The sequence below is a fragment of the Bacillus sp. HY001 genome (assembly GCF_007558965.1).
In the GTDB taxonomy this organism is placed as follows: domain Bacteria; phylum Bacillota; class Bacilli; order Bacillales; family Bacillaceae_G; genus Bacillus_A; species Bacillus_A mobilis.
The window spans coordinates 1-26,967 of record NZ_VLTE01000004.1 but is presented as its reverse complement, the minus strand read 5'-3'; the positions used below and the strand labels follow the sequence as shown (position 1 = coordinate 26,967).

General features: G+C 33.5%; 29 protein-coding genes and 1 pseudogene. 23 read left to right on the top strand and 7 right to left on the bottom strand.

The window, feature by feature from the left end; genetic code table 11:
• The first annotated feature begins 3 nt into the window (after nucleotides 1–3).
• The 4 genes from dapA to FOT98_RS01930 all read left to right on the top strand — a co-directional run bounded on the left by dapA (nucleotide 4) and on the right by FOT98_RS01930 (nucleotide 4,492).
• A complete protein-coding gene (gene dapA, locus FOT98_RS01945) occupies nucleotides 4–900 on the top strand; it encodes a 4-hydroxy-tetrahydrodipicolinate synthase (RefSeq protein ID WP_063259924.1) in 897 nt (298 codons plus the stop codon).
• A gap of 18 nt (nucleotides 901–918) precedes the next feature.
• Entirely contained in the window at nucleotides 919–2,403 is a 1,485-nt protein-coding gene (locus FOT98_RS01940) for an aldehyde dehydrogenase family protein (RefSeq protein WP_063259923.1), read from the top strand.
• Nucleotides 2,404–2,533: 130 nt separating this feature from the next.
• A complete protein-coding gene (locus FOT98_RS01935) occupies nucleotides 2,534–4,024 on the top strand; it encodes an alanine/glycine:cation symporter family protein (RefSeq protein WP_061679721.1) in 1,491 nt (496 codons plus the stop codon).
• A 102-nt stretch (nucleotides 4,025–4,126) separates the two neighbouring features.
• On the top strand, nucleotides 4,127–4,492 hold the full coding sequence (locus FOT98_RS01930) for a carboxymuconolactone decarboxylase family protein (protein ID WP_063259922.1): 366 nt from the start codon (nucleotides 4,127–4,129) through the stop codon (nucleotides 4,490–4,492).
• Nucleotides 4,493–4,739: 247 nt separating this feature from the next.
• Here the strand turns inward: FOT98_RS01930 and FOT98_RS01925 are convergent, their stop codons facing one another.
• Nucleotides 4,740–5,384: an HD domain-containing protein gene (locus tag FOT98_RS01925; RefSeq protein WP_063259921.1), complete on the bottom strand. Its 645-nt coding sequence runs from the start codon at nucleotides 5,382–5,384 to the stop codon at nucleotides 4,740–4,742.
• Between the two features lie 105 nt (nucleotides 5,385–5,489).
• On the opposite strand from FOT98_RS01925, the gene FOT98_RS01920 reads away from it, so the two are divergent.
• The 5 genes from FOT98_RS01920 to FOT98_RS01900 all read left to right on the top strand — a co-directional run bounded on the left by FOT98_RS01920 (nucleotide 5,490) and on the right by FOT98_RS01900 (nucleotide 10,570).
• On the top strand, nucleotides 5,490–5,993 hold the full coding sequence (locus FOT98_RS01920; protein WP_063259920.1) for a GNAT family N-acetyltransferase: 504 nt from the start codon (nucleotides 5,490–5,492) through the stop codon (nucleotides 5,991–5,993).
• 254 nt (nucleotides 5,994–6,247) lie between these two features.
• The gene (locus FOT98_RS01915; RefSeq protein WP_063259919.1) at nucleotides 6,248–6,763 is read left to right on the top strand and encodes a DinB family protein; all 516 of its coding nucleotides are present in this window, start codon (nucleotides 6,248–6,250) and stop codon (nucleotides 6,761–6,763) included.
• Between the two features lie 300 nt (nucleotides 6,764–7,063).
• Complete coding sequence (locus FOT98_RS01910) at nucleotides 7,064–7,729, top strand: lytic polysaccharide monooxygenase (protein WP_063259918.1); 666 nt, start codon at nucleotides 7,064–7,066, stop codon at nucleotides 7,727–7,729.
• Between the two features lie 161 nt (nucleotides 7,730–7,890).
• The gene (gene ppaC, locus FOT98_RS01905; protein ID WP_000416841.1) at nucleotides 7,891–8,820 is read left to right on the top strand and encodes a manganese-dependent inorganic pyrophosphatase; all 930 of its coding nucleotides are present in this window, start codon (nucleotides 7,891–7,893) and stop codon (nucleotides 8,818–8,820) included.
• Between the two features lie 103 nt (nucleotides 8,821–8,923).
• On the top strand, nucleotides 8,924–10,570 hold the full coding sequence (locus FOT98_RS01900) for a M3 family oligoendopeptidase (protein WP_063259917.1): 1,647 nt from the start codon (nucleotides 8,924–8,926) through the stop codon (nucleotides 10,568–10,570).
• 19 nt (nucleotides 10,571–10,589) lie between these two features.
• Here FOT98_RS01900 and FOT98_RS01895 read toward each other — a convergent pair whose 3' ends face one another.
• Nucleotides 10,590–10,787, bottom strand: a complete 198-nt coding sequence (locus tag FOT98_RS01895; protein ID WP_063259916.1) for a DUF4017 family protein — start codon at nucleotides 10,785–10,787, stop codon at nucleotides 10,590–10,592.
• Between the two features lie 161 nt (nucleotides 10,788–10,948).
• Here FOT98_RS01895 and FOT98_RS01890 point away from each other — a divergent pair, with 161 nt between their 5' ends.
• From FOT98_RS01890 to FOT98_RS01880, 3 genes are all read left to right on the top strand, one after another.
• The gene (locus FOT98_RS01890; protein WP_063259915.1) at nucleotides 10,949–12,154 is read left to right on the top strand and encodes a hypothetical protein; all 1,206 of its coding nucleotides are present in this window, start codon (nucleotides 10,949–10,951) and stop codon (nucleotides 12,152–12,154) included.
• 20 nt (nucleotides 12,155–12,174) lie between these two features.
• Nucleotides 12,175–12,624, top strand: a complete 450-nt coding sequence (locus FOT98_RS01885) for a DUF6884 domain-containing protein (RefSeq protein ID WP_063259914.1) — start codon at nucleotides 12,175–12,177, stop codon at nucleotides 12,622–12,624.
• Nucleotides 12,625–12,749: 125 nt separating this feature from the next.
• Nucleotides 12,750–12,935, top strand: coding sequence for a hypothetical protein (locus FOT98_RS01880; protein WP_080467485.1), 186 nt, complete (start codon nucleotides 12,750–12,752; stop codon nucleotides 12,933–12,935).
• A 51-nt stretch (nucleotides 12,936–12,986) separates the two neighbouring features.
• Here the strand turns inward: FOT98_RS01880 and FOT98_RS01875 are convergent, their stop codons facing one another.
• The 4 genes from FOT98_RS01875 to FOT98_RS32190 all read right to left on the bottom strand — a co-directional run bounded on the left by FOT98_RS01875 (nucleotide 12,987) and on the right by FOT98_RS32190 (nucleotide 15,529).
• Complete coding sequence (locus tag FOT98_RS01875) at nucleotides 12,987–13,439, bottom strand: hypothetical protein (RefSeq protein ID WP_063259913.1); 453 nt, start codon at nucleotides 13,437–13,439, stop codon at nucleotides 12,987–12,989.
• Between the two features lie 138 nt (nucleotides 13,440–13,577).
• Nucleotides 13,578–13,934, bottom strand: coding sequence for a hypothetical protein (locus FOT98_RS01870; protein ID WP_000606238.1), 357 nt, complete (start codon nucleotides 13,932–13,934; stop codon nucleotides 13,578–13,580).
• Nucleotides 13,935–14,063: 129 nt separating this feature from the next.
• Nucleotides 14,064–14,687, bottom strand: a complete 624-nt coding sequence (locus FOT98_RS01865; protein ID WP_061679729.1) for a hypothetical protein — start codon at nucleotides 14,685–14,687, stop codon at nucleotides 14,064–14,066.
• 680 nt (nucleotides 14,688–15,367) lie between these two features.
• Nucleotides 15,368–15,529 (bottom strand): hypothetical protein, encoded by a 162-nt coding sequence (locus tag FOT98_RS32190; protein ID WP_168216106.1) that lies wholly within the window; start codon nucleotides 15,527–15,529, stop codon nucleotides 15,368–15,370.
• A 284-nt stretch (nucleotides 15,530–15,813) separates the two neighbouring features.
• On the opposite strand from FOT98_RS32190, the gene recQ reads away from it, so the two are divergent.
• From recQ to FOT98_RS01850, 3 genes are all read left to right on the top strand, one after another.
• Entirely contained in the window at nucleotides 15,814–17,931 is a 2,118-nt protein-coding gene (gene recQ / locus FOT98_RS01860; RefSeq protein ID WP_063260016.1) for a DNA helicase RecQ, read from the top strand.
• A 25-nt stretch (nucleotides 17,932–17,956) separates the two neighbouring features.
• The gene (locus FOT98_RS01855; RefSeq protein WP_063259912.1) at nucleotides 17,957–18,337 is read left to right on the top strand and encodes a gamma-glutamylcyclotransferase family protein; all 381 of its coding nucleotides are present in this window, start codon (nucleotides 17,957–17,959) and stop codon (nucleotides 18,335–18,337) included.
• A gap of 186 nt (nucleotides 18,338–18,523) precedes the next feature.
• Nucleotides 18,524–19,267, top strand: coding sequence for a class I SAM-dependent methyltransferase (locus FOT98_RS01850; RefSeq protein WP_063259911.1), 744 nt, complete (start codon nucleotides 18,524–18,526; stop codon nucleotides 19,265–19,267).
• Between the two features lie 20 nt (nucleotides 19,268–19,287).
• Here the strand turns inward: FOT98_RS01850 and FOT98_RS01845 are convergent.
• A pseudogene (locus FOT98_RS01845) lies at nucleotides 19,288–20,153 on the bottom strand (CPBP family glutamic-type intramembrane protease).
• A 356-nt stretch (nucleotides 20,154–20,509) separates the two neighbouring features.
• Between FOT98_RS01845 and FOT98_RS01840 the strand changes: the two are divergent.
• The 8 genes from FOT98_RS01840 (at nucleotide 20,510) to FOT98_RS01805 (ending at nucleotide 26,816) form a co-directional block, all read left to right on the top strand.
• Nucleotides 20,510–22,585: a HelD family protein gene (locus FOT98_RS01840; RefSeq protein WP_063259910.1), complete on the top strand. Its 2,076-nt coding sequence runs from the start codon at nucleotides 20,510–20,512 to the stop codon at nucleotides 22,583–22,585.
• A gap of 82 nt (nucleotides 22,586–22,667) precedes the next feature.
• Nucleotides 22,668–23,000, top strand: a complete 333-nt coding sequence (locus tag FOT98_RS01835) for a DUF952 domain-containing protein (RefSeq protein ID WP_063259909.1) — start codon at nucleotides 22,668–22,670, stop codon at nucleotides 22,998–23,000.
• A 168-nt stretch (nucleotides 23,001–23,168) separates the two neighbouring features.
• Entirely contained in the window at nucleotides 23,169–23,516 is a 348-nt protein-coding gene (locus tag FOT98_RS01830) for a PadR family transcriptional regulator (RefSeq protein ID WP_061679735.1), read from the top strand.
• On the top strand, nucleotides 23,503–24,504 hold the full coding sequence (locus FOT98_RS01825; RefSeq protein WP_063259908.1) for an HAAS signaling domain-containing protein: 1,002 nt from the start codon (nucleotides 23,503–23,505) through the stop codon (nucleotides 24,502–24,504). Before FOT98_RS01830 ends, FOT98_RS01825 begins: the two co-directional genes overlap by 14 nt.
• A 43-nt stretch (nucleotides 24,505–24,547) precedes the next feature.
• Entirely contained in the window at nucleotides 24,548–25,060 is a 513-nt protein-coding gene (locus tag FOT98_RS01820) for a GNAT family N-acetyltransferase (protein ID WP_063259907.1), read from the top strand.
• Nucleotides 25,061–25,222: 162 nt separating this feature from the next.
• Nucleotides 25,223–25,999 (top strand): serine hydrolase, encoded by a 777-nt coding sequence (locus FOT98_RS01815; protein ID WP_063259906.1) that lies wholly within the window; start codon nucleotides 25,223–25,225, stop codon nucleotides 25,997–25,999.
• Nucleotides 25,996–26,367, top strand: coding sequence for a hypothetical protein (locus FOT98_RS01810; protein WP_063259905.1), 372 nt, complete (start codon nucleotides 25,996–25,998; stop codon nucleotides 26,365–26,367). The genes FOT98_RS01815 and FOT98_RS01810 overlap by 4 nt, the downstream gene beginning before the upstream one ends.
• 32 nt (nucleotides 26,368–26,399) lie before the next feature.
• Complete coding sequence (locus FOT98_RS01805) at nucleotides 26,400–26,816, top strand: GNAT family N-acetyltransferase (RefSeq protein ID WP_063259904.1); 417 nt, start codon at nucleotides 26,400–26,402, stop codon at nucleotides 26,814–26,816.
• Nucleotides 26,817–26,967: the final 151 nt, after the last annotated feature.

Genomic DNA, 26,967 nt, shown 5'->3' with positions numbered 1-26,967 from the left:
ATTATGAAAAACATTAAAGGGGCATTTCCAGTATTAATCACACCGATGGATGAGTTTCAAGAAATTAATTGGAATGGTGTAAAACAAAACGTAAACTACTTTATTGAGCAAAAAGTAGCTGGGATTATTATTAATGGAAGTACAGGAGAGTTTGTTAGTTTATCAAAAGAAGAACGATTTAAAATGGTAGAAACAGTATTAAAAGAAGTAGATGGACGTATTCCAGTTATTGTTGGAACTGCAGCAGAAACGACGAAACAAACGATTGAATATACGAAACATGCAGAAGCGCATGGAGCAGATTGTGCATTAATTATAAACTCGTACTATTGTAAACCGAAAGAAGAGGAAATTTATTTTCACTTTAAAGAAATCTCAAACGCTGTAAATATACCAATTATGTTATATAATAACCCGTTTACATCCGGTGTTGATATGAGTACGGAGCTCATGCTACGTATTGGAAAAGAATGTGAAAATGTTACACATATTAAAGAATCCAGCGGGGATATTCGAAAAGCTAGAGATTTAGTAAGACAAGGCGAAGGTGCTTTTCAAGTCTTCTGTGGGTCTGAAGATTTAGTTATGGAATCCTATTTAGTTGGTGCGACGGGATGGGTTTCAGTGGCAGGAAATATTGTACCAGGACTTGTTACGAAAATGTATGAGCATTTCCAAAACGGTGAATTAGAAAAAGCTTGGGAAATAAACGATGCGATTTTACCACTTTGTGAGTTTCTTGAAGGATCAGGAAAATATGTACAAATCGTTAAACGCTCAATGGAATTACACGGGCAAGCTGGGGGACCTTCTCGTTATCCAAGACTCGGATTAACTGAAGAAGAAAATCAAAAACTTCAAACGATTATTTCAAAAATTGCAGCTCATGCAGCTGTTTAAATAAGGAGGAAATCATATATGTTAACGACAAACATTGAGCTGAGACCAAAAGTGAAAGCGTTTTTAAACGAAGAAATTAAAATGTTTATTAATGGTGAATTTGTTTCTTCCATTAGCGGGAAGACATTTGAGACATACAATCCAGCAACAGAAGATGTTCTAGCTGTCGTATGCGAAGCGCAAGAAGGGGATATTGATGTAGCAGTAAAAGCGGCAAGATCTGCATTTGAATCAGGACCTTGGGCAGAAATGACTACTGCTGAAAGAGCGCATCTTATTTATAAATTAGCAGACTTAATTGAAGAGCATGGAGAAGAATTAGCACAGTTAGAAGCATTAGATAACGGGAAACCATATCAAGTAGCACTGGATGATGATATTGCAGCGACTGTAGAAAATTATCGTTATTATGCGGGATGGGCTACAAAAATTATCGGGCAAACTATTCCGATTTCAAAAGATTACTTAAATTACACACGCCATGAACCTGTTGGGGTTGTAGGTCAAATTATTCCTTGGAATTTTCCACTCGTTATGTCTTCTTGGAAAATGGGAGCAGCATTAGCAACAGGTTGTACAATCGTATTAAAACCAGCAGAACAAACACCATTATCGTTATTATATACAGCAAAACTCTTTAAAGAAGCAGGTTTTCCAAACGGTGTCGTAAACTTTGTGCCAGGTTTCGGCCCTGAAGCGGGAGCTGCAATCGTAAACCATCATGATATTGATAAGGTAGCCTTCACAGGTTCAACTGTTACAGGGAAATATATTATGCGTCAATCTGCAGAAACAATTAAACATGTAACGTTAGAACTTGGTGGTAAATCTCCAAATATCATTTTAGAAGACGCTGATTTAGAAGAAGCGATTAAAGGTGCATTTCAAGGTATTATGTATAATCATGGCCAAAATTGTAGTGCCGGTTCTCGCGTGTTCGTTCACCGAAAACATTACGAAACAGTCGTAAATGAATTAGTGAAAATGGCGAATAACGTGAAACTTGGAGCAGGTATGGAGAAGGAAACGGAAATGGGTCCACTTGTATCTAAAAAGCAACAAGAGCGTGTGCTACATTACATTGAACAAGGAAAAGCTGAAGGTGCTACTGTTGCTGCTGGTGGTGAACGTGCATTTGAAAAAGGTTATTTTGTACAGCCAACAGTATTCACAAATGTTACTGATGATATGACAATTGTGAAAGAAGAAATTTTTGGACCAGTTGTTGTAGTACTTCCATTTGATTCAACAGAAGAGGTAATCGAAAGAGCAAATCGCTCTTCATACGGACTTGCTGCAGGCGTATGGACACAAAATATTAAAACAGGACATCAAGTTGCCAATAAATTAAAGGCAGGAACAGTATGGATCAATGATTATAACTTAGAAAATGCAGCTGCACCATTTGGTGGCTTTAAACAATCTGGTATCGGTCGTGAGTTAGGTTCATATGCGCTTGATAACTATACAGAAGTGAAAAGTGTTTGGGTAAATATAAAGTAATAGAGAATCTAACTGTTATTAAATAGAGGGATGAAATAATGAGAGATACGGACAACTGTAAGGATTAATAATAGTTGTCCGTTTTCTTATATTTAAAATAGTTTTCAAAAGAATGTTAAGGGGGATTTGGATGGAGCAATTAGTAGAGTGGTTAGTAGGGCAAGTATGGAGTATTGGGTTAGTTGTTTTCGCATTAGGGGCAGGTGTGTATTTTACAATTGCAACTCGTTTTCTACAAATTCGTTATTTTAAAGAGATGATTAAACTATTATTTGAAGGGAAGAGCTCGGAGACGGGAATTTCATCCTTTCAAGCATTTTGTTTAGCGTTATCTGGTAGGGTTGGAATAGGTAATATTGCAGGGGTCGCGACAGCTATCGCTTTTGGCGGACCTGGAGCTGTATTTTGGATGTGGGTAATGGCACTTTTAGGTGCAGCGAGTGCATTTGTTGAATCAACATTATCTCAAGTATATAAAAGTAAAGTCGGAAATGAATACCGCGGTGGTACACCATATTTCATTGAAAAAGGCCTGAAAATGAAATGGTTTGCAGTCATTGTAGCGGTCGTTGTAACACTTTCATATGGTGTTTTACTACCAGGTATTCAATCTAGTAGTATCGCAGTTGGTTTTGAAAACTCTAATGGCATTAGCAAATATATAACTGGTATATTGTTAGTCGTACTATTAGCGGCGATCATTTTTGGTGGCGTAAAGAGAATTGCTGGCGTTTCGCAAATGCTTGTTCCATTTATGGCAATAGGTTATGTAATTGTTACATGTATCGTATTACTTGCGAATGTAACAGAGATTCCAAGTATGTTCGCTTTAATTTTCTCTAGTGCTTTTGGTGTAAATGAAATGTTTGGCGGAATCGTCGGCGCAGCAATCGCATGGGGAGTAAAACGCGCTGTATTTTCAAATGTTGCTGGCGTTGGAGAAGCGACGTATAGCTCTGCTGCCGCTGAAGTATCTCATCCTGCAAAACAAGGGTTAGTTCAAGCATTTTCTGTTTATATTGATACAATTGTTGTTTGTACAGCGACAGCTCTTATGATTTTAATAACAGGTATGTATAATGTTATACCGGAAGGGAAAAGCGCTATTGTAAAAAATATAGGGAATGTTGATGCAGGTCCGATCTATACACAACAAGCAGTTGAAACTGTTATGACAGGGTTTGGTCCATTATTCATTTCAATTGCAATCTTCTTCTTCGCATTTACAACATTACTCGCATATTACTATATTGCTGAAACGACACTTACTTATTTAGATCGTGAGCTTAAACATAGATGGTTAAAACCAGTTTTAAAAATTGGATTTTTAATTATGGTTTACATTGGTAGCGTAGAATCAGCGTCGCTTTTATGGAATCTTGGAGATTTAGGAATCGGTAGTATGGCATGGTTAAACTTAATTGCGATTCTACTATTAAGTAAAATCGCATTAAAAGTGTTAAAAGATTATGAAGCGCAGAAAAAAGAAGGGAAAGATCCTGTATTTGATCCTAAAAATGTGGGAATTGAAGGATTAACATTTTGGGAAGAAAGAAGTAAAGAGATTGAAAGGAAAAACTATAAGGAACAATCAGTAGTGGATGATAGTCTGAAATTGTAGTTTTAATAAACTGAATATTCATTCTTTTTATCGAGGTATATTGCCTTCTTTTCATCACATACTACAATAGGTACACATAATTTGAATGGGGGTAATAATAAGATGGAACATGAACAACATAGTTCAGTAAATGATGTTCTACATCATTATAAAGAAGGAATTGGTAGTTTTACAAACCAAATTCCTGAAATTGCTGAAACGTATAATGCATTCACGCAAGCTTGTTTTCAAGAGGGTTCTTTAACAAAAAGAGAAAAACAACTTATTGCATTAGGAATTAGTCTAGCAACGCAAGACGAATACTGTACTATTTATCATACAAAAGGTTGTCTGGATCAAGGATGTTCAGATAAAGAAATTCTGGAAGCATGTGGTGTATCAGCAGCATTTGCTGGTGGAGCTGCAATGAGTCAAGCGGTAACTTTAGTACAGGAATGTTTAACAGAACTGAAAAATCAAAATCATTGAATGTAAAAAAACGTTTTAAACTTTATGTTTAAAACGTTTTTTTATGTGAAATTGAATTTGAGTATAAAATTTCCTGGTATGTAATGTATTAAAGTAAGAATTTTGAATTTAGTGGGAATGTGAAATCACAACTATTTATTTAGTTTTAAGTTTCCTGAAAAATTTTCAATTGTTTCATATAGTCAATAGCTTTTGTTTTGTTCTTTTGTTTACATACAAATTCTATCGTTGTTAAGTTGTATGTAATTTAACATTCCATATTTTTATAAATCGATTTCTCTACGTCAGGAAGGACTCTGTATATGCTCTTACCGATTAAAGATTCTAATTCATTCTTAATTGTATAGAAACCTTTCCAATGTAAAGAAGAATGAGAGGTTGTTCCATGTCGTAAACCAACTGAAATCAATCTTTTTTCAAGAGTAGTAAAGCCTTCCGCATCAGCAAGTGCGTCACAAAGGGTAATGACCTTATTGTATAAGTCGTAGTCGCTATTTTCATTTAATATTTCAATTAATCGGCTTTTCATATAATCAGGAACAAGGGCCCACTCGGCTGCTATATCTAAATGCTCATTTTTGCATGGGAATGAATGTGTTACGCAAATAATCGCGTTTCCTTTATACCCTAAATTATTCATATACATATAACCATCATAGGAATGAATAACAGATTTAGTAAAACCTTTATACCTTCCTATATCATGCAGGAGGGCAGCATTATATGCTATGTCAGCATTTAGGTCATAATGCCCATTATTAATAAGTTCTACAACTATCTTTTCAGTTGCAAGAGCAACATTAATTGAATGTTCGAACCACGGACCTGGGTTTTGTTCATATGCCCACTCGAGAAGTTCTCTTGCGTATGTCCTGTCTAATATATACTTCATATAAGTATCCTTTCTCTAAAAAATTGTACTTTAAATAATTTCATCTTAGTAACCCGTTTTTCCTTCCTTAAAACTTGGTACAATGAAACAAAAGGGGGATTAGTAATGCAAAATGTAGTAATTGAAGAAATTAAGCAAATAAAAGATGATGTGGAGGAGCTTTCTAAACTTTTGAAAACGGTTGTAGATGATGGGGCGTCAATTGGTTTTTTACCTCCACTGGAACAAATAGAATCAACAAAGTATTGGGAAACTGTTTTAGCACCAGAAGTAATCTTGTATGTTGCTAAAATAAATAATGAAGTGGCAGGGAGTATTCAATTACATTTAGTTACAAAGCCGAATGGGATTCATAGAGCTGAAATTTGCAAGTTAATGACTCACCCGAACTTTAGACGTAACGGCATTGGACGTTCGCTTATGCAAAAAGCAGAGGAGCGAGCAAAGCAAGAAAATAGGTCTCTTATAGTGCTTGATACGAGAGAAGGAGACCCTTCTAATAGATTGTATAAATCATTAGACTATAAAGAAGCTGGAAAAATACCAGAATACGCAATTTCTCCGAATGGTGAGTTAGATGCAACGGTAATTTATTATAAAATGATTTAGTTATTTATTTGAAAAGGGAAATAATTTCAAACGACACATTTGTTATTAGGTCGGAGTATCGATTTGTAAAATGATTGATAACCCCCACTATAATAGGTGAGTTCTTTTCATTTATTACCTTCATAATGAGTGTTCAATTTGAGAGTTAATTTGTATAAGGTATTAACAGGTTTTTTAGAGTTATGATTTTAATAGGGATTTTGAAGTCTTTTGGTGAATAATAAATGTTAATCTATAGGATGGAGGTTGCTGTGATGTTGAAACTGTTTCAATATAATTGGCAAGTTCGTGATGATTGGTTTACATGGTGCGAAGACATACCGGATGAAGAACTATTAAAGAAACGGGTCGGTGGGTTAGGCAGTATCCTGCATACTTTATTCCATATTGTAGATGTGGAATATATGTGGATCTTAGGTTTACGAGGTGAACCAGTGCCTGAGGAACCCTTGTTTGAAGATTATGCTAGCTTGCAAAAAGTGAAAAACCTTTCAGCTCAATACCACGAGAAAGTGAAGTCATTTGTGACATCTTGGACAAATGAAATGGAATCTCGGAAACTTTCAAAGGCTGACTTCAATGAAGAGCCGATTAGCTCAAGAGACGCACCAATTAGGCACCGAGTCATTGAATGTACACACGGAGAGTTAATACGTCATGTCATTGTCCACGAAATCCACCATATCGGCCAGTTATCTATATGGGCACGTGAAATCGGAAAGGAGCCCGTTTCCGCAAATCTGAGAGGAAGAGGGCTATTTGATAGCTAGACTAACTTTGCCAATTTCGTAATTTATTTATAAACGAATAGTTTAATTGAGTATATTTAACACCGTTTGTATTTTCAGACGGTGTTATAAGTATTTAACAAAAAAACGACCAAATAAATAATAGATTTGATAACTGGTAATTAAAATGTGAAGAAGAATTGATGTTTTTGTATCTAAACGAATTTGAGAAAGTTTTTAGAGGGTTCTGTTTGTATAGTCTCTCATCTTATAATGAATGTAGAGAAGATGACTAGGCAACTATAGTTATTTTCGCTTTATTATGGGAAAGGGGATGACGGGATGAAAGCGAAAGGTTTACAGAAGGTGAAGAAAGTTATATTAAGTGGTGGTATATTACTTACGGGATTGTTAACTTTCGGTTTTGCAGAAAAAGCTTCAGCTCATGGATATGTAGAATCACCAGCGAGCCGTTCTTATTTATGTAAGCAAGGGATAAATGTAAATTGCGGTCCGATTCAATATGAGCCGCAAAGTGTAGAAGGAATAGGTGGATTCCCTCTATTAGGACCTTCTGATGGACAAATTGCAGGAGCAGGCCATTTTCCTGCTTTAGACGTTCAAACAGTAGATAGGTGGAAGAAAGTTACGTTAAACGGCGGGACGAATACATTTAAGTGGAAACTAACCGCACCTCATAGTACGAAAGAATGGAAATACTACATTACGAAAAAAGATTGGAATCCAAATAAACCATTATCACGATCTGATTTAGATTTAGTACCGTTTTATGTGAAAAACGATGGGGGAACAAGACCAGGAACTTCCGTAACACATGAAGCGAATGTACCTACTGATAGAAATGGATATCACCTTATTTTAGCTGTATGGGAAATTGCAGATACGGGGAATGCATTTTATCAAGTTATAGATGTTAACCTTGTAAATAATGGTTTGGCATCGGATTTCGCTCTAAATCATGTAGTGCAAGTTCCTACACTATTTTAAATAAAATATACATTTTGATCATCTAATTCATTTTAGATGATCTTTTTTACGAAAAACGATGAAAAATATAGAAGAAAGTGCAATTATTTATAAAAAATTGGGCTTTAAATATTGTCATATTTGCTTCTTTAAGATATCCTTTTCATGAAGAGGTGGAAAACATGGAAAAAGTACTAGTTTTCGGGCATAAAAACCCAGATACAGATGCAATTTGTTCTGCAATTGCTTATGCAGAATTGAAAAAAGAATTAGGAATGAATGCTGAGCCTGTACGTTTAGGCGAAATCAGCGGTGAAACTCAATTTGCGTTAGACCATTTTAAAGTAGAAGGACCGCGTTTTGTTGAGACAGTTGCAAGCGAAGTGGACAACGTTATTTTAGTTGATCATAACGAGCGTCAACAAAGTGCTAACGATATCGAATCTGTTCGTGTGTTAGAAGTTATTGACCATCACCGTATTGCTAACTTTGAAACAAGCGATCCTATTTACTACCGTTGTGAGCCAGTTGGTTGTACAGCTACAATCTTAAACAAAATGTACAAAGAAAATGGCGTTACAATTCGTAAAGAAGTTGCAGGTTTAATGTTATCTGCAATCATTTCAGATTCTTTACTATTCAAATCTCCAACTTGCACAGAGCAAGACGTAGCAGCAGCTCGTGAATTAGCAGAAATCGCTGGTGTAGATGCTGATAGCTACGGCTTAGAAATGTTAAAAGCTGGTGCTGACTTAAGCGGAAAAACAATGGAGCAACTAATCTCTCTTGACGCTAAAGAATTCCAAATGGGTAATGCGAAAGTTGAAATCGCACAAGTAAACGCTGTTGATACAAACGACGTTCTTGTACACCAAGCGGAACTTGAAAAAGTTATCTCTGCAGTAGTAGAAGAAAAAGGTTTAGACCTATTCTTATTCGTTGTAACTGATATCTTAACTAACGATTCTGTCGGTCTTGCGATCGGTAAAGCAGCAAACGTTGTTGAGAAAGCATACAACGTATCTCTAGAAAACAACACGGCTACTTTAAAAGGTGTTGTATCTCGTAAAAAACAAATCGTACCAGTATTAACAGAAGCATTCCAAGCTTAATATTATTGAGTATGGTTTAACAAAAAAGGACAAGTAGTCAGATTGGCTACTTGTCCTTTTTTTATCTTCAAAAAACAGAAAATTAAAAACGGGAGGATTGTGTATGTTAAATGGTTTAGAAAGTAAATTACAGTCTCTTTTAGAGCGAAATATTAATTCTATTTCAGAGTTAGAGCGTTGGCTTTTAGAGGAACTGCGTGTAAACGCTGAAGTAGAAGAGGAGATAACAAGTAGTTTAATTGCCACTTATAGAGATACAAATGACAGAAATAAACGTAATTTACATATGTATAATCAAAATACAATTCAACCACTTTTAAAAAGATACAATGCAAAATTTGACCAGAAATTTAGAGAGTGTCCATTTTCTAATTTATTAGATGAGCAGAAATATGGATTTATGAAAAAAGCAAGAGTAGTAAAAAGTAAAATGTTTAATGACAAGAACATTTCTCTTTCTATTAAAGAGCAAGAGCTTATTACGAAATATAGAGAAATAATGTCTAACATATCTATTAATTGGGAAGGCGAGCAAAAGACGTATGCATACATAAAAGCAAAGTTAGATAACCCTAATAGAGCTATTCGCGAAAAAGCTTGGTACGCTTTATGTGAAGCAAGAAGTGTAGTGAAAATAAAAATAGATTGTATTATGAATGAACTTATACAATTGCGGAATGAGATAGCTTTACATGCAGGATTTAATAATTATAGTGAATATGCTTTTAAACAAAAAAACAGAGATTACAGTATTGATGATTGCTATAAGCTCCATGAATCTATAGAAAAGTATGTTGTACCAATATGGGAACAGTTAGGAAGTCTTTCTAAAAAGAATCTCGGTGTAAAAACGTATCGCCCTTGGGATCTTACCCCATGTTATTTACTAAAAGCCCCGTTTCAAAATACCATTGATTTATTGAATGGGGTGGAAGAAATGTTTCAGGCGACAGATTTATATTTTTATGAGCAATTTGTTCATATAAGGAAAGCTGGATTCATTGACGTAGAAGAATGTGAAAATAAAGCGCCAGGAGCCGCTTGTTTTACTTTGCCTCATAGTAAAGAGGTTTTTGTTTATTCTAATTTTAGTCCATCATTTTATGCAATTAATGCACTCATACATGAAGTGGGACATGCCTTTCATTTTTATAAACAATTTAACAATGATAGTAGTATGCAAGAAAAATATCTTCGTGAAGAGGTGGCTGAGCTTTATTCCCTCAGTCTTGAGTTACTAGTAATGGATAAGCTGGATATCTTTTATAAGCAAGAGGGTGAATACAAAGAAGTGCAGCGCGTACAATTATATCGTGCTTTGTCTTTATTAATGTCGTCAATTGCAGGAGATGTATTTCAGCACTGGCTCTATACAAATCCAAATCATACACCAGAAGAACGTGATAAGAAATACGCTGAAATATGCAAAAGGTATCAATATTCATCAGTCGATATTACAGGATTAGAGAATGAAACCGGTGCAAGCTGGATAGAGTCATTTCACTATGTTCAGTTTCCTTTTTATAAAATTGAATACGCCATTGCACAAATAGGAGCAATGCAATTGTTTCAAATTTATCGGAAAGACCCAGAAAAAGCGATTGCTTTCTTTAAAGAGGGAGCGAGTGCAGATTGGAATTTACCTATACAAGAAATATATGAAAAAACAGGTGTCACGTTTGATTTTTCGGAAGAAAGGATAGAAAGTACTGCAAGTGTTATTTTGGATCTGATTAGCGAATTAAAATAAGGATAGCATTTAGCTATCCTTATAACTGTTTATTTGTAGATTTTTTCTTGTTTATATAAAATGTAATAATAGCTGCAATGATGAAAATAGGTATGGCATACGCTTGCCCAACAAACAACTTCCAGCCAATATGATTATAACCTTGGGATGCTGGAGCAATCATAGCGATTATGCAAACAATAATATAGAGTACTAGTGCAGGAATTATATTTCTCACTTGTTCACCTCCTTTTCATAAAATCATCACATGTATATTTATATAATACATTATAGTTTAAGAAAAGATATATACTTTTCTAACATTTATGTAAATAAAAGGGTTGTTTTTAAGTGGAATAGAATAGATGTATGTAGAATGATATAGGGGTGTTACATATAATGAACAATATATTAAATCGAATAAAGAAAGATGTAAGTATAGAATTATTGAATACGCTATGGCCTGGTTTCAATAGGACTGCATTTGCATTATATAATGATGAGCATGTGTATGTATTTCATCATCCATTATTTTTGAAAGATGATAGTGAGTATGCCGTTATAAAGTGGGATGAACAATTTAAGGGTGATACATTTATCCTATTCAAAGATTATCCGACTGCCATCGTTAATATGAATAGATATAAAGATTATGAAAGTTTATTTGCGATTTTGGTGCATGAACTTTTTCATTGCTATCAATATTTGAATAAAGAAAGTAGATTTCCAAATGAATCTTTAGGATTTCAATATCCTATAACAGAAGAAAATATAGAATTGCGAAATAAAGAGCGAATTTGTTTATATAATGCTGTGCACTGTAAGTCACAAGCTGAGAAAAATAATTATATTAAGCAATTTATTGAATTAAGAGAACAAAGAGCTCGTTTTATAAAAGAAGAGTTTATAACTTATGAGTGTATGGTTGAAAGTATAGAGGGGCCTGCTTGGTATGTTGAAATGAACGCTTACAATGCAGTATGCGAAAAGGATGAAAGCGAAACGTTACGAAAATATAGCGGATTTATTTTAGATGCATATGAAGCTAATTATAACATTAGGAAGAGTTGCTATAGCTCAGGAATGCTTTTATGTTTATTATTAGATGAAATCCATCCTGGATGGAAAATGGACTTCTTTAATAGTGATAAATCGTTATATGTTTTTTTAAAACAAAATATGAATGTTGTTTTAAGTTTAAATAATGAATTTGCAATAAGCAAAGAAACGAAGCAAATTTTTCATTTTGTTCAAAACGAAAGAGACAAGGAATTTAAACAATTTTATAAGGAAAAAGGATATCATTTGTATATTGTAGGGAATATACAATTAAATTCGTTTAATCCAATGAATGTAAAATTAAACAAAAATAAAGCGTTACATAAAACCTTTTTAAGTGTAAGTATACATAATAAAACATATATGATAAATCAACCTGTTTTAGCATCTTTTGAAGAAGATTTTAAAAATATGACACAAGTTCATATTATAATGAATGAAAAGCCGATAGAAACCAATAATGGTTGGAACGTAGTGGGTATTGGAGATATAGAAGCTGAGTATGAAGAAGTAGGGAATTCAATATTTTTATATTTAAAAAGTTAGAAGTGAGGTAAGAAATAACGATGAAAAGGTTATGCATAATTCCATGCGGAAAAAAGAAAATTTGGGATAAGTATCCAGATTACGGGCCGATGGAGGCAAAAGATGTATATGTTAGCCCATTCGGAAAAGCATGTCAGGCGTATGCAACTATGTTTTTTGAGAATTGGGTTATATTATCAGCGAAGCATGGATTTTTAAGACCAAATGATATTGTACTAGAAAACTATGATCTTGCCTTTGATTCAAAGAGCGATGAAATTATTAGTATGGAACAATTAAAACAACAATTGATTGAAAAAGACTTACTTCAGTATGATGAAATTGTTTTACTTGCAGGCAAGAAGCATAAGAAAGTAGTGACACAATTGTATCCAGTAGAAATCATTACGTACCCATTAGCTGGGTGTAAAGGAATTGGATATATGTTGCAGAGATTGAAGCGGGCAGTGGAGGCGCAGAAGGAAGTATAGGGATAAATTAGTAATATAGATTCAAATTATACCAAATGAATACATTTAAAATAGACTAGTAAACAAGCCTTTTTCGTTTTTAAACATAGAATATGATGAACGCTATAGAGGGGAGAGTCATATTCATGTGTAATAATTGTGGTTGTAGACGTAGAGATTGTAATAGATTTTGGGATGATTTAATGTTTGGAAGATGCAGACGCAGAGATTGTGATGATTGTGGTTGTAGACGTAAACGTGACTGTGATTGTGATGATTGCCGTCGTAATCGTAAACGTGACGACGATGATGATAAATGTTGTAAGTGGTAATATTTTTAAAAGAGTACTTTGAAGTAAAGTACTCTTTTTTGTATGAACCTTTTAAATTCCATCTTGAACAGATTTTTTTACAATTTCCCACGTGTCTTGTTTTTTAATCTGTATAGCTACATTAGTTCCGGTAGACTCCGTATAAAAGATATATCCATTGTTTTCATCCACATATGTTAATGGTTCACCTATGCAATCTCGCGAACAAGAAGTATTAATTAGCTCGATTAATGATAGTTGGCTCGGATCGGTTTTACTTGAATCTATAATAGTATCAAGGTCTGTTTTACGATAACCTTGTAAGTTCACATGGAAACTTTGTTCAATTTCTCCTGTAATACTAGTATTCATTACTTCAACTGAATTTTTCTTTTCTTGAAGATATCCGTTTTCATAAAGTAATTTTGTATATCCAAGCCATGCGATTAAAACTAGCATGATAAACATACTAGATATTTTAAGTGTTCGAAGTCTTTTACTAACAATCGTTTCTGAGTATTTCATTCAGTTTAATCCTCCATTGTTTTTAATTTAAAGTATGCCTAGATACATAATTTTAGAAGAAAGATAGAAGTTAACGAGTCCTTGATTCAAAAAAGAAAGCATCCGAAGTTAGATGCTTTCTTTTTTGCGTATTATTCACTATCTGTTCGTTACTTGTTTCATAAGTGGTCTTATTTCTTTAACGGGTGGTTTTTTATCATAAGCATCAACGTAAGAGAAATAGTAATTTAAGTTTCTGAGAAGGCCTTTTCCTATTTTAGCGCTTAAGAATGGAAATACTTGTCCAGTATAATCGTCGAGAGATTTACAGTAGTATTTTTCATCTAAATATATACTGTATTTACATGTTAGTTCTACTAACGAGTTACCTTCATCATCAATTACTTCCTTAGAATCAATAATGTCTATTAATGCGAATTTTTCATTTAGATAAACTTTCTTTTTTTTCTCGTGTTTATTTGTGAGTATAAATACAAGACCAATTGCGTTAATCAAAAGATTTCCTCCTATAAAAAACGGATATAAATAAAATATATCGATATACGTTAAATGTAAAGAGGAGAGGTGAAATTTCATTGACAGAAAGTTTAATAAGCCGATTTGTTTTTTCAAATCGGCTTATTATTATTGAAATACTTGCGGGAATTGCTTTACGATTGCATTTGTTATCATATCGGCCATTTCTAATGCCTCTTTTTCAATTTTATCGTATAGTTTTACGCTTGCTTCAAAATCTTTATTTAGGAAGGCAAGTGCTTCTGCTTTTGTTAAGGCTAAATGTTCATAAAACATTTTCCGAAATGCTTCTTTTTCTATATATGGGTTGATACTGTTAAGAAAATCGACAATTTGATCAGCGTTAGCGTACCATTTCTTCTCTATAGCGGCAGCGGCATTTTGGTCACCAGCTTTTGCGGCTTTAACAAGATCTGCTGCAATGACTAAGTGGTCTTTAATTAAAGCACTATATTTTTTTACAGCATCTTCACCATAGAATGGTTCAAGTGATAGTCCCATATGTGTTGCGTTTTGAAGAAGTCGCCCAACCGTAACGTTAACGTCTGGTAAATTAAAGACAATACTTATAATAGCTAATCTCGTCCAAGCAACGTGTTGTTCCCATAAAGAACGCATATAACCTTTTAAAAAGTTCTCGTTTTTACTAATTCGGTAATTACGGACAGATGTATCAAAGTGCACATAAGGATTATGATAGGGGGAATAATACGATTGCCAATAAGTATACATAAACGGTAACACTCCTTTGAACATGTATAACTCAAAGTATGATGGGAGTTTATTTTTAGTTACGTGTCCTAGATTAATTTCAAAAATTGACATGGAAAAAGATGAAGAATTTCATTGTGGTATATATAAATAAAATGAATATAAAGTAAAAGAGGCTCTGCAAGGGAAGTTGCAGAGCCTCTAAGGGTATTGCCGAGATGTCGGACTCGACTAAGTAATATTATCATAAAATTCTTTTAAAAAAACCTGGTAAATGTGTCCAAATGAAAATGAATCTTTAATAAAGTTAAAGGGATCCGCTTCCCGCAGCAGATCCCTTTAACTAGATAATGTTGATGAGCAAAAACTCATCTGGAGTACTTTTATAGTAACAAGTGAAAAACGTTTTGTGTATTGAGAAAAAAAGAATTGAGTAATTAAATGTTAAGAATTTATATTTTACCTTTTGTGATTATCACCATTTGTGGCGAGTGGAGTTTGGTAATAAAATGGAGAAAAGACTTGCAAGCATTTACAAGTGTACTGAAATATATAATATTCAAAAAAAGACCTGCTAATATAGGCAGGTCAACTTAAGGGGTTTATAAAAGCAGAATATTTCATATGATAACAGCTGTATTATAGTAAGTCTAAAAGGTATATATTGAGAAAATTATTATGAATGATATATCACACACACATTAACGTTTAAAAAGTTGAGAAAGAAAATGAAAAAGTTTTCTATAAGAAAATAATGGCTGGTATTTGTAATACGATTCATATTTCCACGCATCATGATTTGAGAATTGGAGTTGGTTCGGTACTGTTTTCTGCTTGATGGAACTAATATTCTGCTCCTTCATATAGTAACCTCCTGAATTCATATGTATAAGATTAGTAGTATTCAAGGAAGAGTAATAAAATGTATAATTATTTTGTAATTCATCTTAGATGTGGTTGATTCAGGTTTTAAAATTTATAGACATAAATAGCAATTAAAACACCGCTGCTAAACAACATTTAAAACGTAGAGAAGCGTAAAATAATGAAAAGCAAGCTGTTAGTCATGTATTCATCACTTTCAAGACGCTTAAGTGATGATATAATAGGAATAGATGAAAGATATAGAAAAGCAGGTGACTCTTTTTTGTTTACAAAAGCACAAGAACTTTTAGCGTCTTATTTCGGTTATTCGTCATTCCGAAGAGGACAAGATGAAACAATTAAAAATGTATTAGATGGGAAAGATACAGTTTGTATTATGCCTACGGGCGGTGGTAAGTCAATTTGTTATCAAATTCCCGCATTAGTATTCGAAGGAACGACATTAGTTATTTCACCTTTGATTTCACTTATGAAAGACCAAGTAGATACATTAGTACAAAACGGTATTTCAGCTACTTATATTAATAGTTCTATTTCTATTACAGAAGCAAATCAACGTATTCAATTAGCGAAACAAGGTCATTATAAGTTACTTTATGTGGCGCCTGAGCGTCTTGATTCAATGGAGTTTGTTGACCAACTTATCGATATGAAAATCCCGATGATTGCAATTGATGAGGCGCACTGTATTTCGCAGTGGGGACATGATTTCCGTCCAAGTTATTTACATATACATCGCATATTAGATTATCTTCCAGAAAAGCCGCTTGTACTAGCATTAACTGCGACGGCAACACCGCAAGTTCGTGAAGATATTTGCAACACACTTGGAATTAATCAAGAAAATACGATTATGACAACGTTTGAGCGCGAGAACTTATCATTTTCTGTTATTAAAGGACAAGATCGTCATGCATATTTAGCGGATTATATTCGTCAAAATCAAAAAGAATCTGGGATTATATATGCAGCTACTAGAAAAGTAGTTGATCAATTATATGAGGATTTAATGAAAGCGGGTGTTTCGGTATCAAAATACCATGCTGGTATGAGTGATACCGATCGAAATGAGCAGCAAGAACTCTTTTTACGTGATGAAGTGAGTGTAATGGTAGCGACATCTGCATTCGGTATGGGGATTGATAAATCGAATATACGTTACGTTATCCATTATCAACTGCCAAAAAACATGGAAAGTTATTACCAAGAAGCAGGACGTGCCGGACGTGACGGATTAGATAGTGCATGTATATTGCTATATTCTTCTCAAGATGTGCAAGTACAGCGCTTTTTAATTGATCAATCGACAGGAGAGTCTCGTTTTTCAAACGAACTTGAAAAACTGCAAAATATGACTGACTACTGTCATACAGAACAATGTTTGCAATCATTTATTTTGCAATACTTTGGAGAAGAGCCGAAAGAAGATTGTGGCCGCTGCGGTAATTGTACGGATGACCGCGAGAGTATCGATGTGACGAGAGAATCACAAATGGTTCTATCTTGTATGATTAGAACGAACCAACGATTTGGTAAACAAATGATTGCACAAGTGCTAACTGGATCTAAAAATAAGAAAGTTATTGAATTTAATTTTCATACTTTACCAACATACGGATTACTATCAAATCGTAGCGTAAAAGAAGTCAGTGAATTTATTGAGTTTCTAATTTCAGATGAGTTAATTGCAGTTGAACATGGTACGTATCCGACATTAAAAGTAACGGAAAAAGGGAAAGAAGTGTTACTTAGTAAAGTGAATGTTTTACGTAAAGAACGAGTAGAGACAAGACAAATTGTTCAAGATCATCCTTTATTTGAAGTACTTCGTGAAGTACGTAAAGAAATTGCGCAAGGAGAAGGTGTACCTCCATTTGTTATTTTCTCTGATCAAACGTTGAAGGATATGTGTGCAAAAATGCCGCAAAGTGACTCTGAACTTTTAACTGTAAAAGGGATTGGTGAACATAAACTTGTGAAGTATGGCTCTCACTTCTTACAAGCAGTTCAGCACTTTATAGAGGAAAACCCAAACTATGCTGAAACAGTTAAAACAGAAGTGGTGACAGAGCGGAAAAAGTCTGGGAAAGCTTCAGCAAATTCTCATATAGAAACGTATGAAATGTACAAGCAAGGCATTGATCTAGATGAAATTGCGAAAGAACGTGGCTTATCAAGACAAACGATTGAAAATCATTTAATCCGCTCTTTTGAAGATGGAATGGAAGTAGATTGGAACAGTTTTGTTCCTGCCAAATATGAACAAATGATTGAAACTGCCGTGCAAAATGCAGAGGGCGGCCTGAAATCGATTAAGGAACAACTCCCAAATGAAGTGAGTTACTTTATGATTCGTGCTTATTTACAAATTAGAAAATAGAGACATATAAAGGGGATAGGGATATATGCATCACGTTTTCGTGTATGGCACGTTAAGAAAAGAGCAAACGAATGCTCATTTTATGCAAGGTGCAATATGCATCGCAGACGGAGCATGGATGTATGGGAAATTATTTGATACAAACGAAGGGTATCCGGCGATGATTTGTTCAAATGAAGACAAAGTATATGGAGAAGTTTACGAAGTAAATGATGATGTTCTGCAAAAATTAGATGAACTTGAAGAATACACAGGTAATGCAGAGAGTGACCTATATGACCGAATCACCGAAACGATTTATTTAGCTGATAGAGAAATACGTGCATTTGTGTATGTTGCTCAAGATAAAGAGATGCTGAAGGAAGTTATCGTTTCTGGTGATTGGGTGAAGTATCAACAAGGATAATAAAGGCAGCGTAGAAGCAGATAGTGGGAACATCCATTATCTGTTTTTTTAAATTGATACTTTCAAAATTCTGATTATTTTGATAAACTGTAAATAAAGGGAAATCAAAAGGAGGATTTTTCATGGGGATCAGAAATTTAGTTTCTCACCTGTAGCAGAAAAATAATATACAGGAGGAGAATATTAATGAACGAATTAAATGTAAAAGAATTTTATAAAAAACAATTTGAACTACTAAGCTATGATGTAAATAATGAAGATTGGTTACAGGAAGTTGCTAAAGAAGTACAAGAACAAGTTGGATATACATTTCAGTCGATGTTAGAACTAGGAGCAGGAAATGGTGGATTTGCAAGAGCGATGTCTAATTTGAATGTAAAGATGACTACAGTTGAGCTAGTACGAGAGTTAGTTATGTTTGCGAAAGAACATTCTACTAATGATATTGTTATTCACTGTGCTGACTTTTATAAAATTAATTTTGAAGAAAAGTTTGATGTCGTTACTTATTTGGACGGATTTGGTGTAGGAACGGATGCAGAACAATTATTTTTATTAAAACGCATCCATAGTTGGTTGAAAGATGATGGGTGTGCACTTATTGATATTTATCAACCTTTATATTGGGAAAAAGCAAATGGACAAGAAATGCCGATTTATTCTGCAATGCGAAAATATGAATATGATAGTGAAAATGCTAGAATGCTGGACCATTGGTGGGAAACGGATTCTTCAAATGATATTGTGACACAATCTTTACGTTGCTATACTATAGATGAGATTAATAATTTATGTGCAGAGGCTCGCTTCAGTATAGTTGGGATTTTCCCAGGAGGGGCGTATGACTTTGAAGAGAGAGCATATAAAGAGCAAGCGTCATTAAATGAATGTTTATCATATCGTATAAAAGTAAAAAAGAGTAAGGATTAATTCCTTACTCTTTTTTACTTTTATAGTGTGAATAATTGACTGTCTTTCGTATTTAATTGCCGTTCTTTTTTATCCTTATGGACCTTAGTACAATCCCGATGCCAAGAAATAAAACAGTGGCAACGAAACCATTAATAGGATTTAACCAAAAATCACTACTATTTGTAAGCGTAATAATACCGGTTATAGTTATTAAAACAGTAGGAACGGCATCTTCAATCGCATGCATGATAACACATGGCCATACTGACTTTGTAAGTCTATATATTTCAACATACATAATAGACCAAGAAACCATAAGTATGCATCCTGATAAAAGCATATTTAACCTAGAAATAGATTCAAAATATTCATTTGGTAAAAAAACTAAATAATAAGCGGCATGCCAAAGAGCCCAAATTAAACCAGAAATAATATAAATAAACCAATCGTTTAACTTTAGTTCAATCAGTTTTGGAGTTAAATAACCGCGCCAAGAGAACTCTTCGAAAATATTTTTAATAAAATTACCTATAGTAGACATGAGTATGAGAGAACATAATGAGGACATCTCAAAGTTAGATATGTTAACGACTCCGAAAAATAGAGCTAAGCATAAAGTTATTAGTGTAACGAATGGATAAATAAGTATTGCTACGAAATACCATTTAAAGTTTCCTTTTAAATTTGGTTTGATACCAAAATCATTCCAATCTCGACCAATAATTCTAAGTAAGATACTTGCGAGAAAGGGTAATATTAGCCATAATCCCATACCTAAAGAGTTTCCTTCAGGCTGATCTATTAGAAGAGAATCAAGAAATACACCAATCCAGCCACTTGCTAGCACAATTAACACAAAAATAATTAAATGTAACTTTACATGCTTTATATTGGTTGTAGTCATATCGAATAAACTCCTTTTTTATTTTTGGTATTTATCTATTGACACTTCTCATTATTTTACAAGTGAAAGGAGGAAATCGATAGAAAGGGATATGAGTACTTTAGTAAGTTAGTGTATAAATCGTTATTATTAATAGAAATAGCATTTATATGCATTATTTTATTATATGTAAAGTGTTGTAATTTAGATGTTTTATATTCTTATAATGTAAAAATAACGATAAGATTTCAAAATTAGAAAGATGAAAAGTGAGTTTTTTCGGAAAATTTAAATTGAAACTATTGACTTTATAAACGGGTTTTTAATACAATTGTATCTCGACTGAAAAATTAGAACGGACAGGAGGGAATCATCAAATGAACAACATTTTTGAAGAAGAGTTACAAAAAATGAAAGATACATTAAGTACGATGGATGATCAATTAGAACAGCTCGAAAACATTCCGGTTTATTATGGAGATGATTTTAAAGAACAAATTTTAGAAAGTATGAGAGAATCTAATAGACAAAACTTACGTATTGGAGTGCAAGAACCGTACTTTGGAAGATTAGATTTTCAGGAGGATGGCAAGGAAGATGTGATGCCGATATACATCGGTAAAGTAGGTGTTTCACATAAAGATACAATGAAACCAATTGTAATTGATTGGCGGGCACCTGTCGCAAGTATGTTTTATTCATTTACCGGTGGAGAGGAATTAGCGTTTTATGAATCACCAGACGGATTAGTAGAAGGTGATGTGTATTTAAAGCGAAACATCTCTATTCGAAAAAGAGAACTAGAACGTGTTGTTGATACATATGTAAAAGGAAATGAAGATGTCTCGCATGCCGATGATTTTCTTCTATATCGATTAGGTGAGAATAAAGATAATAAACTAAAGGATATTGTTTCGACGATACAATCGGAGCAAAATGATATTATTCGTGCGGAAAGAAACTTACCACTACTTATTCAAGGTGTTGCAGGGAGCGGAAAAACAACAATCGCTTTACATCGCCTTGCTTTTTTAATTTATGAATATCGTGAACAATTAGAAGCGGAGAGAATGATTGTATTCGCTCCGAATAGTCTGTTTTTAGACTATATCTCGAGTGTGCTTCCGGAATTAGGTGTAGGGAATATTAGTCAAACAACATTCGCAGATTGGGCATTACGTACGTTAGATGATTCGGTGAAACTAAAGCAAACAGAAGAGAAGTTGAAAGAAGCATTTTCTATTAATCGTGATGAAGAAAAGGTTATGCTCGGTAAATTGAAAGGAACGCTGGAATTTAAGTCCTTTATTGAAGAGAGAATGGTTCAATTTGAAAAAGAATTCGTACCAACAAGTGATTTTGAGGCATGGGATAAAGCTATTATTCCAGTAGAAGACATAAAAAAATGGATGCAAGTTGAATATAAACATTATCCATTAAAGAAAAGAAGAGAAAGATTAGTCGGCCGAATGAAGCGCTGGATTGAAATTGAATTGAAAAAGTATGGTGAAACAAACGAGAAGAAATTACTAAAAAAAGAAGCGACAAAGAGATTAAACACATATATGAAGTTTTGGCCGAAAATGAGCGCACTTTCACTATACAGTTCAATATTGAAAAGTAAAGATATACTCGAAGTATTACCTGAAGAACTTGTGAAAGAAACTGAAAAGAATTGTCGTAAAAAAGAAGTGTATGTAGAAGATTTACCAGCTTTAATTTACATACATCACCGAATAACAGGTATTGAAATCGGACAGAAATTCCATCACGTCGTTATTGATGAAGCACAAGATTTCTCACCATTCCAAGTGTATGTATTAAAAGAAATTACACTAGGTAATTCTTTCACTATATTAGGTGATTTATCTCAAGCAATTTATGATTATCAAGGGATTGAAGATTGGAGTGCTTTTAAGGAAGTATTTCAAGAAACAGGTTATTATGAACTGACGAGAAGTTATCGTTCTACAAAGGAAATTATTGAATTTGCGAATGATATTATTAAAAATGCAGAGATTCCAGTTGGGCTCGCAACACCAGTTTTTCGTAGTGGTGAAGATGTTAAAGTAATCCATACAGAAGATCAATTTAATGAGATTATGAAGACGTTAAAACATCTACAAAATGAAGATGTGAAAACAATTGCGGTAATAGGAAGAACAGACGATGAATGCCGCGATGTATATGAGAAATTAACAAATGCAGGATTAGCTGTAAACGTCATTGAAGCAGATCAAAGTAAATATGAAGGTGGTATTTCAGTAGTACCTGTATACTTGGCGAAAGGGCTAGAATTTGATGCGGTTCTACTAATCGACGTTGATGAAGAACATTATAAAAATACAAAACACGATGCGAAGTTATTGTATGTTGGATGTACAAGGTCGCTTCATGATTTATGGATTTTCCATAGCGGAGAAGCATCGCCTTTAATTAAAAGATTAACATAAATATGAAAAACAAGAGGATTTTCTAGTAACAAAAAGAAGAACCTCTTGTTTTTCTATATAAAGACATGGGGAGAAACTAAATATGATTACAAAGGTAATAACAAAAAGAAATTGGGAAATCGCAAAGATAAATGGAGAAATTAATGAAACTTCACTAAAAGAAGAAGGATTTATTCATTGTTCATTTTTAAAACAAGCTTTAGAAGTTGCTGAAAAACATTTTAGTCATGAAGAAGATGTTTTATTACTGACAATTGATCCATCCTTAATAAAAGCAGAAATAAAATATGAACTTGCTTCTAACGGTCAAGAATATCCGCATGTATATGGAGTAATTAATATTGAGGCAATTGTAGATGTTACCCCATTTATGAAAGAAAATGGAGAGTTTATATTACAAGAGGTACAAAATTAAGATTGTTATAAGCATTTAAATAGCCAGAAAAGCACAAATTATGTAGTTTGTGCTTTTTTATTATCTATTTTTTGTAAATACGTATTGTTTTTATCACATTAATACTGTACGATACATAGTATAAAACATATACTGTATGACATATAGTAATGAAAATGAGGTGAGTGAATGGATGCTTTATTAAATTCGTTAATTACTGAACTAAGAAGAGGTACATTAACATTAGCGGTTTTAAGCCAGTTAAGAACACCGCAGTACGGGTATTCACTTGTCCAATTATTGGAACAATCAGGGATTACAATCGATCAAAGTACGTTATATCCACTACTTCGCCGATTAGAAAAGCAGGAGCTAGTAACGAGTAGTTGGGATAAAACGGAGAGTAGACCTCGTAAGTATTACGTTTTAAGTGAATACGGATTAGAGATATTTTTGCAGCTGAAGAAAGAATGGATAAAGGATTCGAAAGAGCTTTATAACCTATTAAAGGAGGAGGACAAAAATGAATTTGATTGATATTTACGTCGAGGAAGTAGCTAAGAGATTACCTGAAAAAAATCGTGAAGATATTATTCTTGAATTACGGTCAACAATCGAGGATATGTTACCTGATGATTATAGTGAAAACGACGAAAAAAGAGTTCTTGAAAAATTGGGAAGTCCCGTTTCATTGGCTAATGGATATTTGGATAGACCGATGCATTTAATTGGACCACGTTATTTTGATGTATATACGACATTATTAAAAATGATCATACCAATTGCAGCTGTTATCGCACTCATTGCAATGGTTGCAGAAAATTTTGTAGGATATAATGGTGAGCAAGCAGTATTAAATGTTATTTTAAATGTGATAGGTAAAGGAATTGGGGAAATTATCGAAGTAGGCCTCCATGTGTTTTTCTGGTTGACACTTGTATTTGCAATTTTAGAAAGAACAGATAAAGACAAAGGTACCCAACCGTTGACGACAAGTTTAAAAAAATGGACGCCTGATGATTTAAAAAATACTTCGTATGTCCCAAAGAAAAAGTCGATTTCAAAATTCGAAGTATTTGGCGGGTTAATGTGGACTGCAATATGGGCATCACTTTATTTTTATGCGAATCATCTTGTAGGTGTATATCATGGTACAGAAAACGGACTGAAGTTTGTCACGCCTACCTTTAATCAAGATGTGTTACTTCAGTATTGGCCAATCGTTGTAATTATAATTGTTTTTGAAATAGCTATATCTCTTTATAAGTTAGTACAGGGACAATGGACGAAAAAGTTGGCAATTGGGAATGCTTTTCTTCAAATAGCTGGAACAATAGTATTCATTGTAATTGTAGTAAATCCGCATTTATTTAACGAGGGATTTATTACGTTTATGGTAAATGTGTTTACTATTTCTCCAGAGGAATTTAAAACGTGGTTAATAGGTGGAGGTATTATCATTTACATTATATCTGCTGTATTAAATATATTTGATGGTTTCCGAAAAGCTCGTATTCGTATGTAGTAGTAAAAGGAAAGAAGATAAACTTTAGGAAAGGAAGAAAACGATGATAAGGGAAGCAAGGAAACAAGATGTAGCATACATGTTAGATATTTATAATGATGCCATACTGTATACAACTGCCGTATATACGTATAAACCTGTAACCCTTGAAAATAGAATAGACTGGTATGAAACAAAAAAGGCTGAAGGTTATCCAATTTTAGTATACGAATTAGATAATAAAGTAGTAGGGTTTGCGACATTCGGTCAGTTTAGAGCTTGGCCCGCCTATAAATATTCAATTGAGCATTCCATGTATGTTCATAAGGAATATAGAAAAAATGGAATAGGATCTGCTTTAATGAAAGCATTGATTGCAATGGCAAAAGAAAGGGAATATATGACCTTAATAGCTGGAATTGATGCAGAAAATAAGAAAAGTATTACATTACATGAAACTTATGGATTTGTTCATATGGGGACAATTAAAAAGGCTGGTTATAAGTTTAATAGGTGGTTAGATCTAGCTTTTTATCAATTGGAACTTAATGGTCCTAAAAAGCCTACGGAAGAGTAAATGTTTGCGTTATGCGAATTATGTATTTTAGAAGGGTAGCATGGAGAAATTTCATGCTATCTTTTTTATTGTATACATAAATATCATGTAACAAAAAAGGTTTTTTATATTCTATATCGAATTTTGAGAAGATGATAAAACTATATAAAAAGAGGTAAGAATATGGAGACTGTCATAGAAAAAATGAAAGAAATACAATCTGGTCAACTTGGAGTGGTTGTGTACTCAACAAAATATGATAATATAATTGCCTCCTATAATAATGAACTGTATGTTCCTTTAGCATCAGCAGCAAAAGTGGCAATTGGATTTGCAGTAGCAAACATGATAAAAGACAAACAAATTAGTTGGAATGATATACTTCACCAAATTAAATTTAATCCGAAAGAAGATAGCGCACAATTATATCCACATTTGCAAGGGAGAGATACATTAACACTTAGTAAAGCTGTTGAAGTGATGATAGCGTGTCATGATAGTTATATTGCAAAGTCGATTATAATGTACTGTGGAGGATGGGATTCTATTAGAAAATATGTTTCAACGTATTTTTCCAAGATACATGTTCAAGAAAATCCTAGAGATGAACAAAATGTTGGAGAGTTAAATCAAGTACATTCACTGTTAGTACATATTTTTAAATGTTATAAAAGTGATCCGAAATTATGGGAACCAATAATAAATGGAATGGTAAGGCAACAAGGAGAATATGAAGGGATACCTTATTATCATTTAGCTCATATGACAGGTGGATTGCCCACAGCAATAATAAATATTGGTATAATGGGAATGTTTCATGAATACCCGCTTCTATATGTTATTGGAGGCAAAGATTTGCCTAATCGATTTGATAATAACAAAGTAGATGAAACCGTTGTATCGACTTTGAAATGCATATACAAAAAATATAATGATGGCCTGCTAGGGGTGAGAGATTGAAACGAAACTTAAAAAATTCAACAATAATCATATTAATCTTAACAATTATTGCTTTGGAAGTTGGAATTGCGATTTACAATCATAATTTGTCATTAAATACAATTTACTTCGCAGCAATCCTTATTTGTATTGTATTACTTTTTGGTACACGTGTTTCTGAAGAGAAAAAAAGTACATCGGAAGAGAGACGAAGAAAAACAGCTCTTATATTTTGGCCATCTATTTTATTGTCTATCGCTTGCTTTGCCGTTATTAGTTATATAAGAACAGGTTATGTCTCTGTGCCAGGGATAATTGGTTTTTCATGCTTTGTTACTTATGGTGGTTTCGTGTTTATTAGTATTTTAAAAAGGAAAAGTAAAAATTAAAGGTAGCTTATTAAGTTGAAAGGAAGAAAGATATGAAACACATAGAAAATGGTACTCGCGCTGAAGGAGAATACATAAAAAATAAAGTAATTCAATATAACATGTCTATTTTAACAGATGAAGCAAAACAGCCGATGGAGCAAGTAAGTTTCGTAGTGAAAGATGAGGATGGAAAAATATTTGGTGGGGTAACAGGAACGATGTATTTTTATCATCTGCATATAGATTTTTTATGGGTAGATGAAACAGTTCGTCATAATGGTTATGGTAGTCAACTGTTACATAAAATCGAAGACATTGCGAAGGAAAAAGGTTGTAGATTAATATTATTAGATTCATTTAGTTTTCAAGCACCAAACTTTTATAAAAAGCACGGCTACCGAGAATACGGTGTTGTTGAAGATCATCCTAAAGGACATAGTCAACACTTTTTAGAGAAGAGGTTATAGGAATCGTATTCGTGCTCTAGAAGAAAAGTGGATTTTAAAAGCATCACCAAATAATGAAGTGAACCCCGAAAACGGGACACCGATCAAAACACCTAAACCATCTGTTCCCTAAATTCTTTAGGGGATAGGTGGTTTAATTTTTCTTGAATTC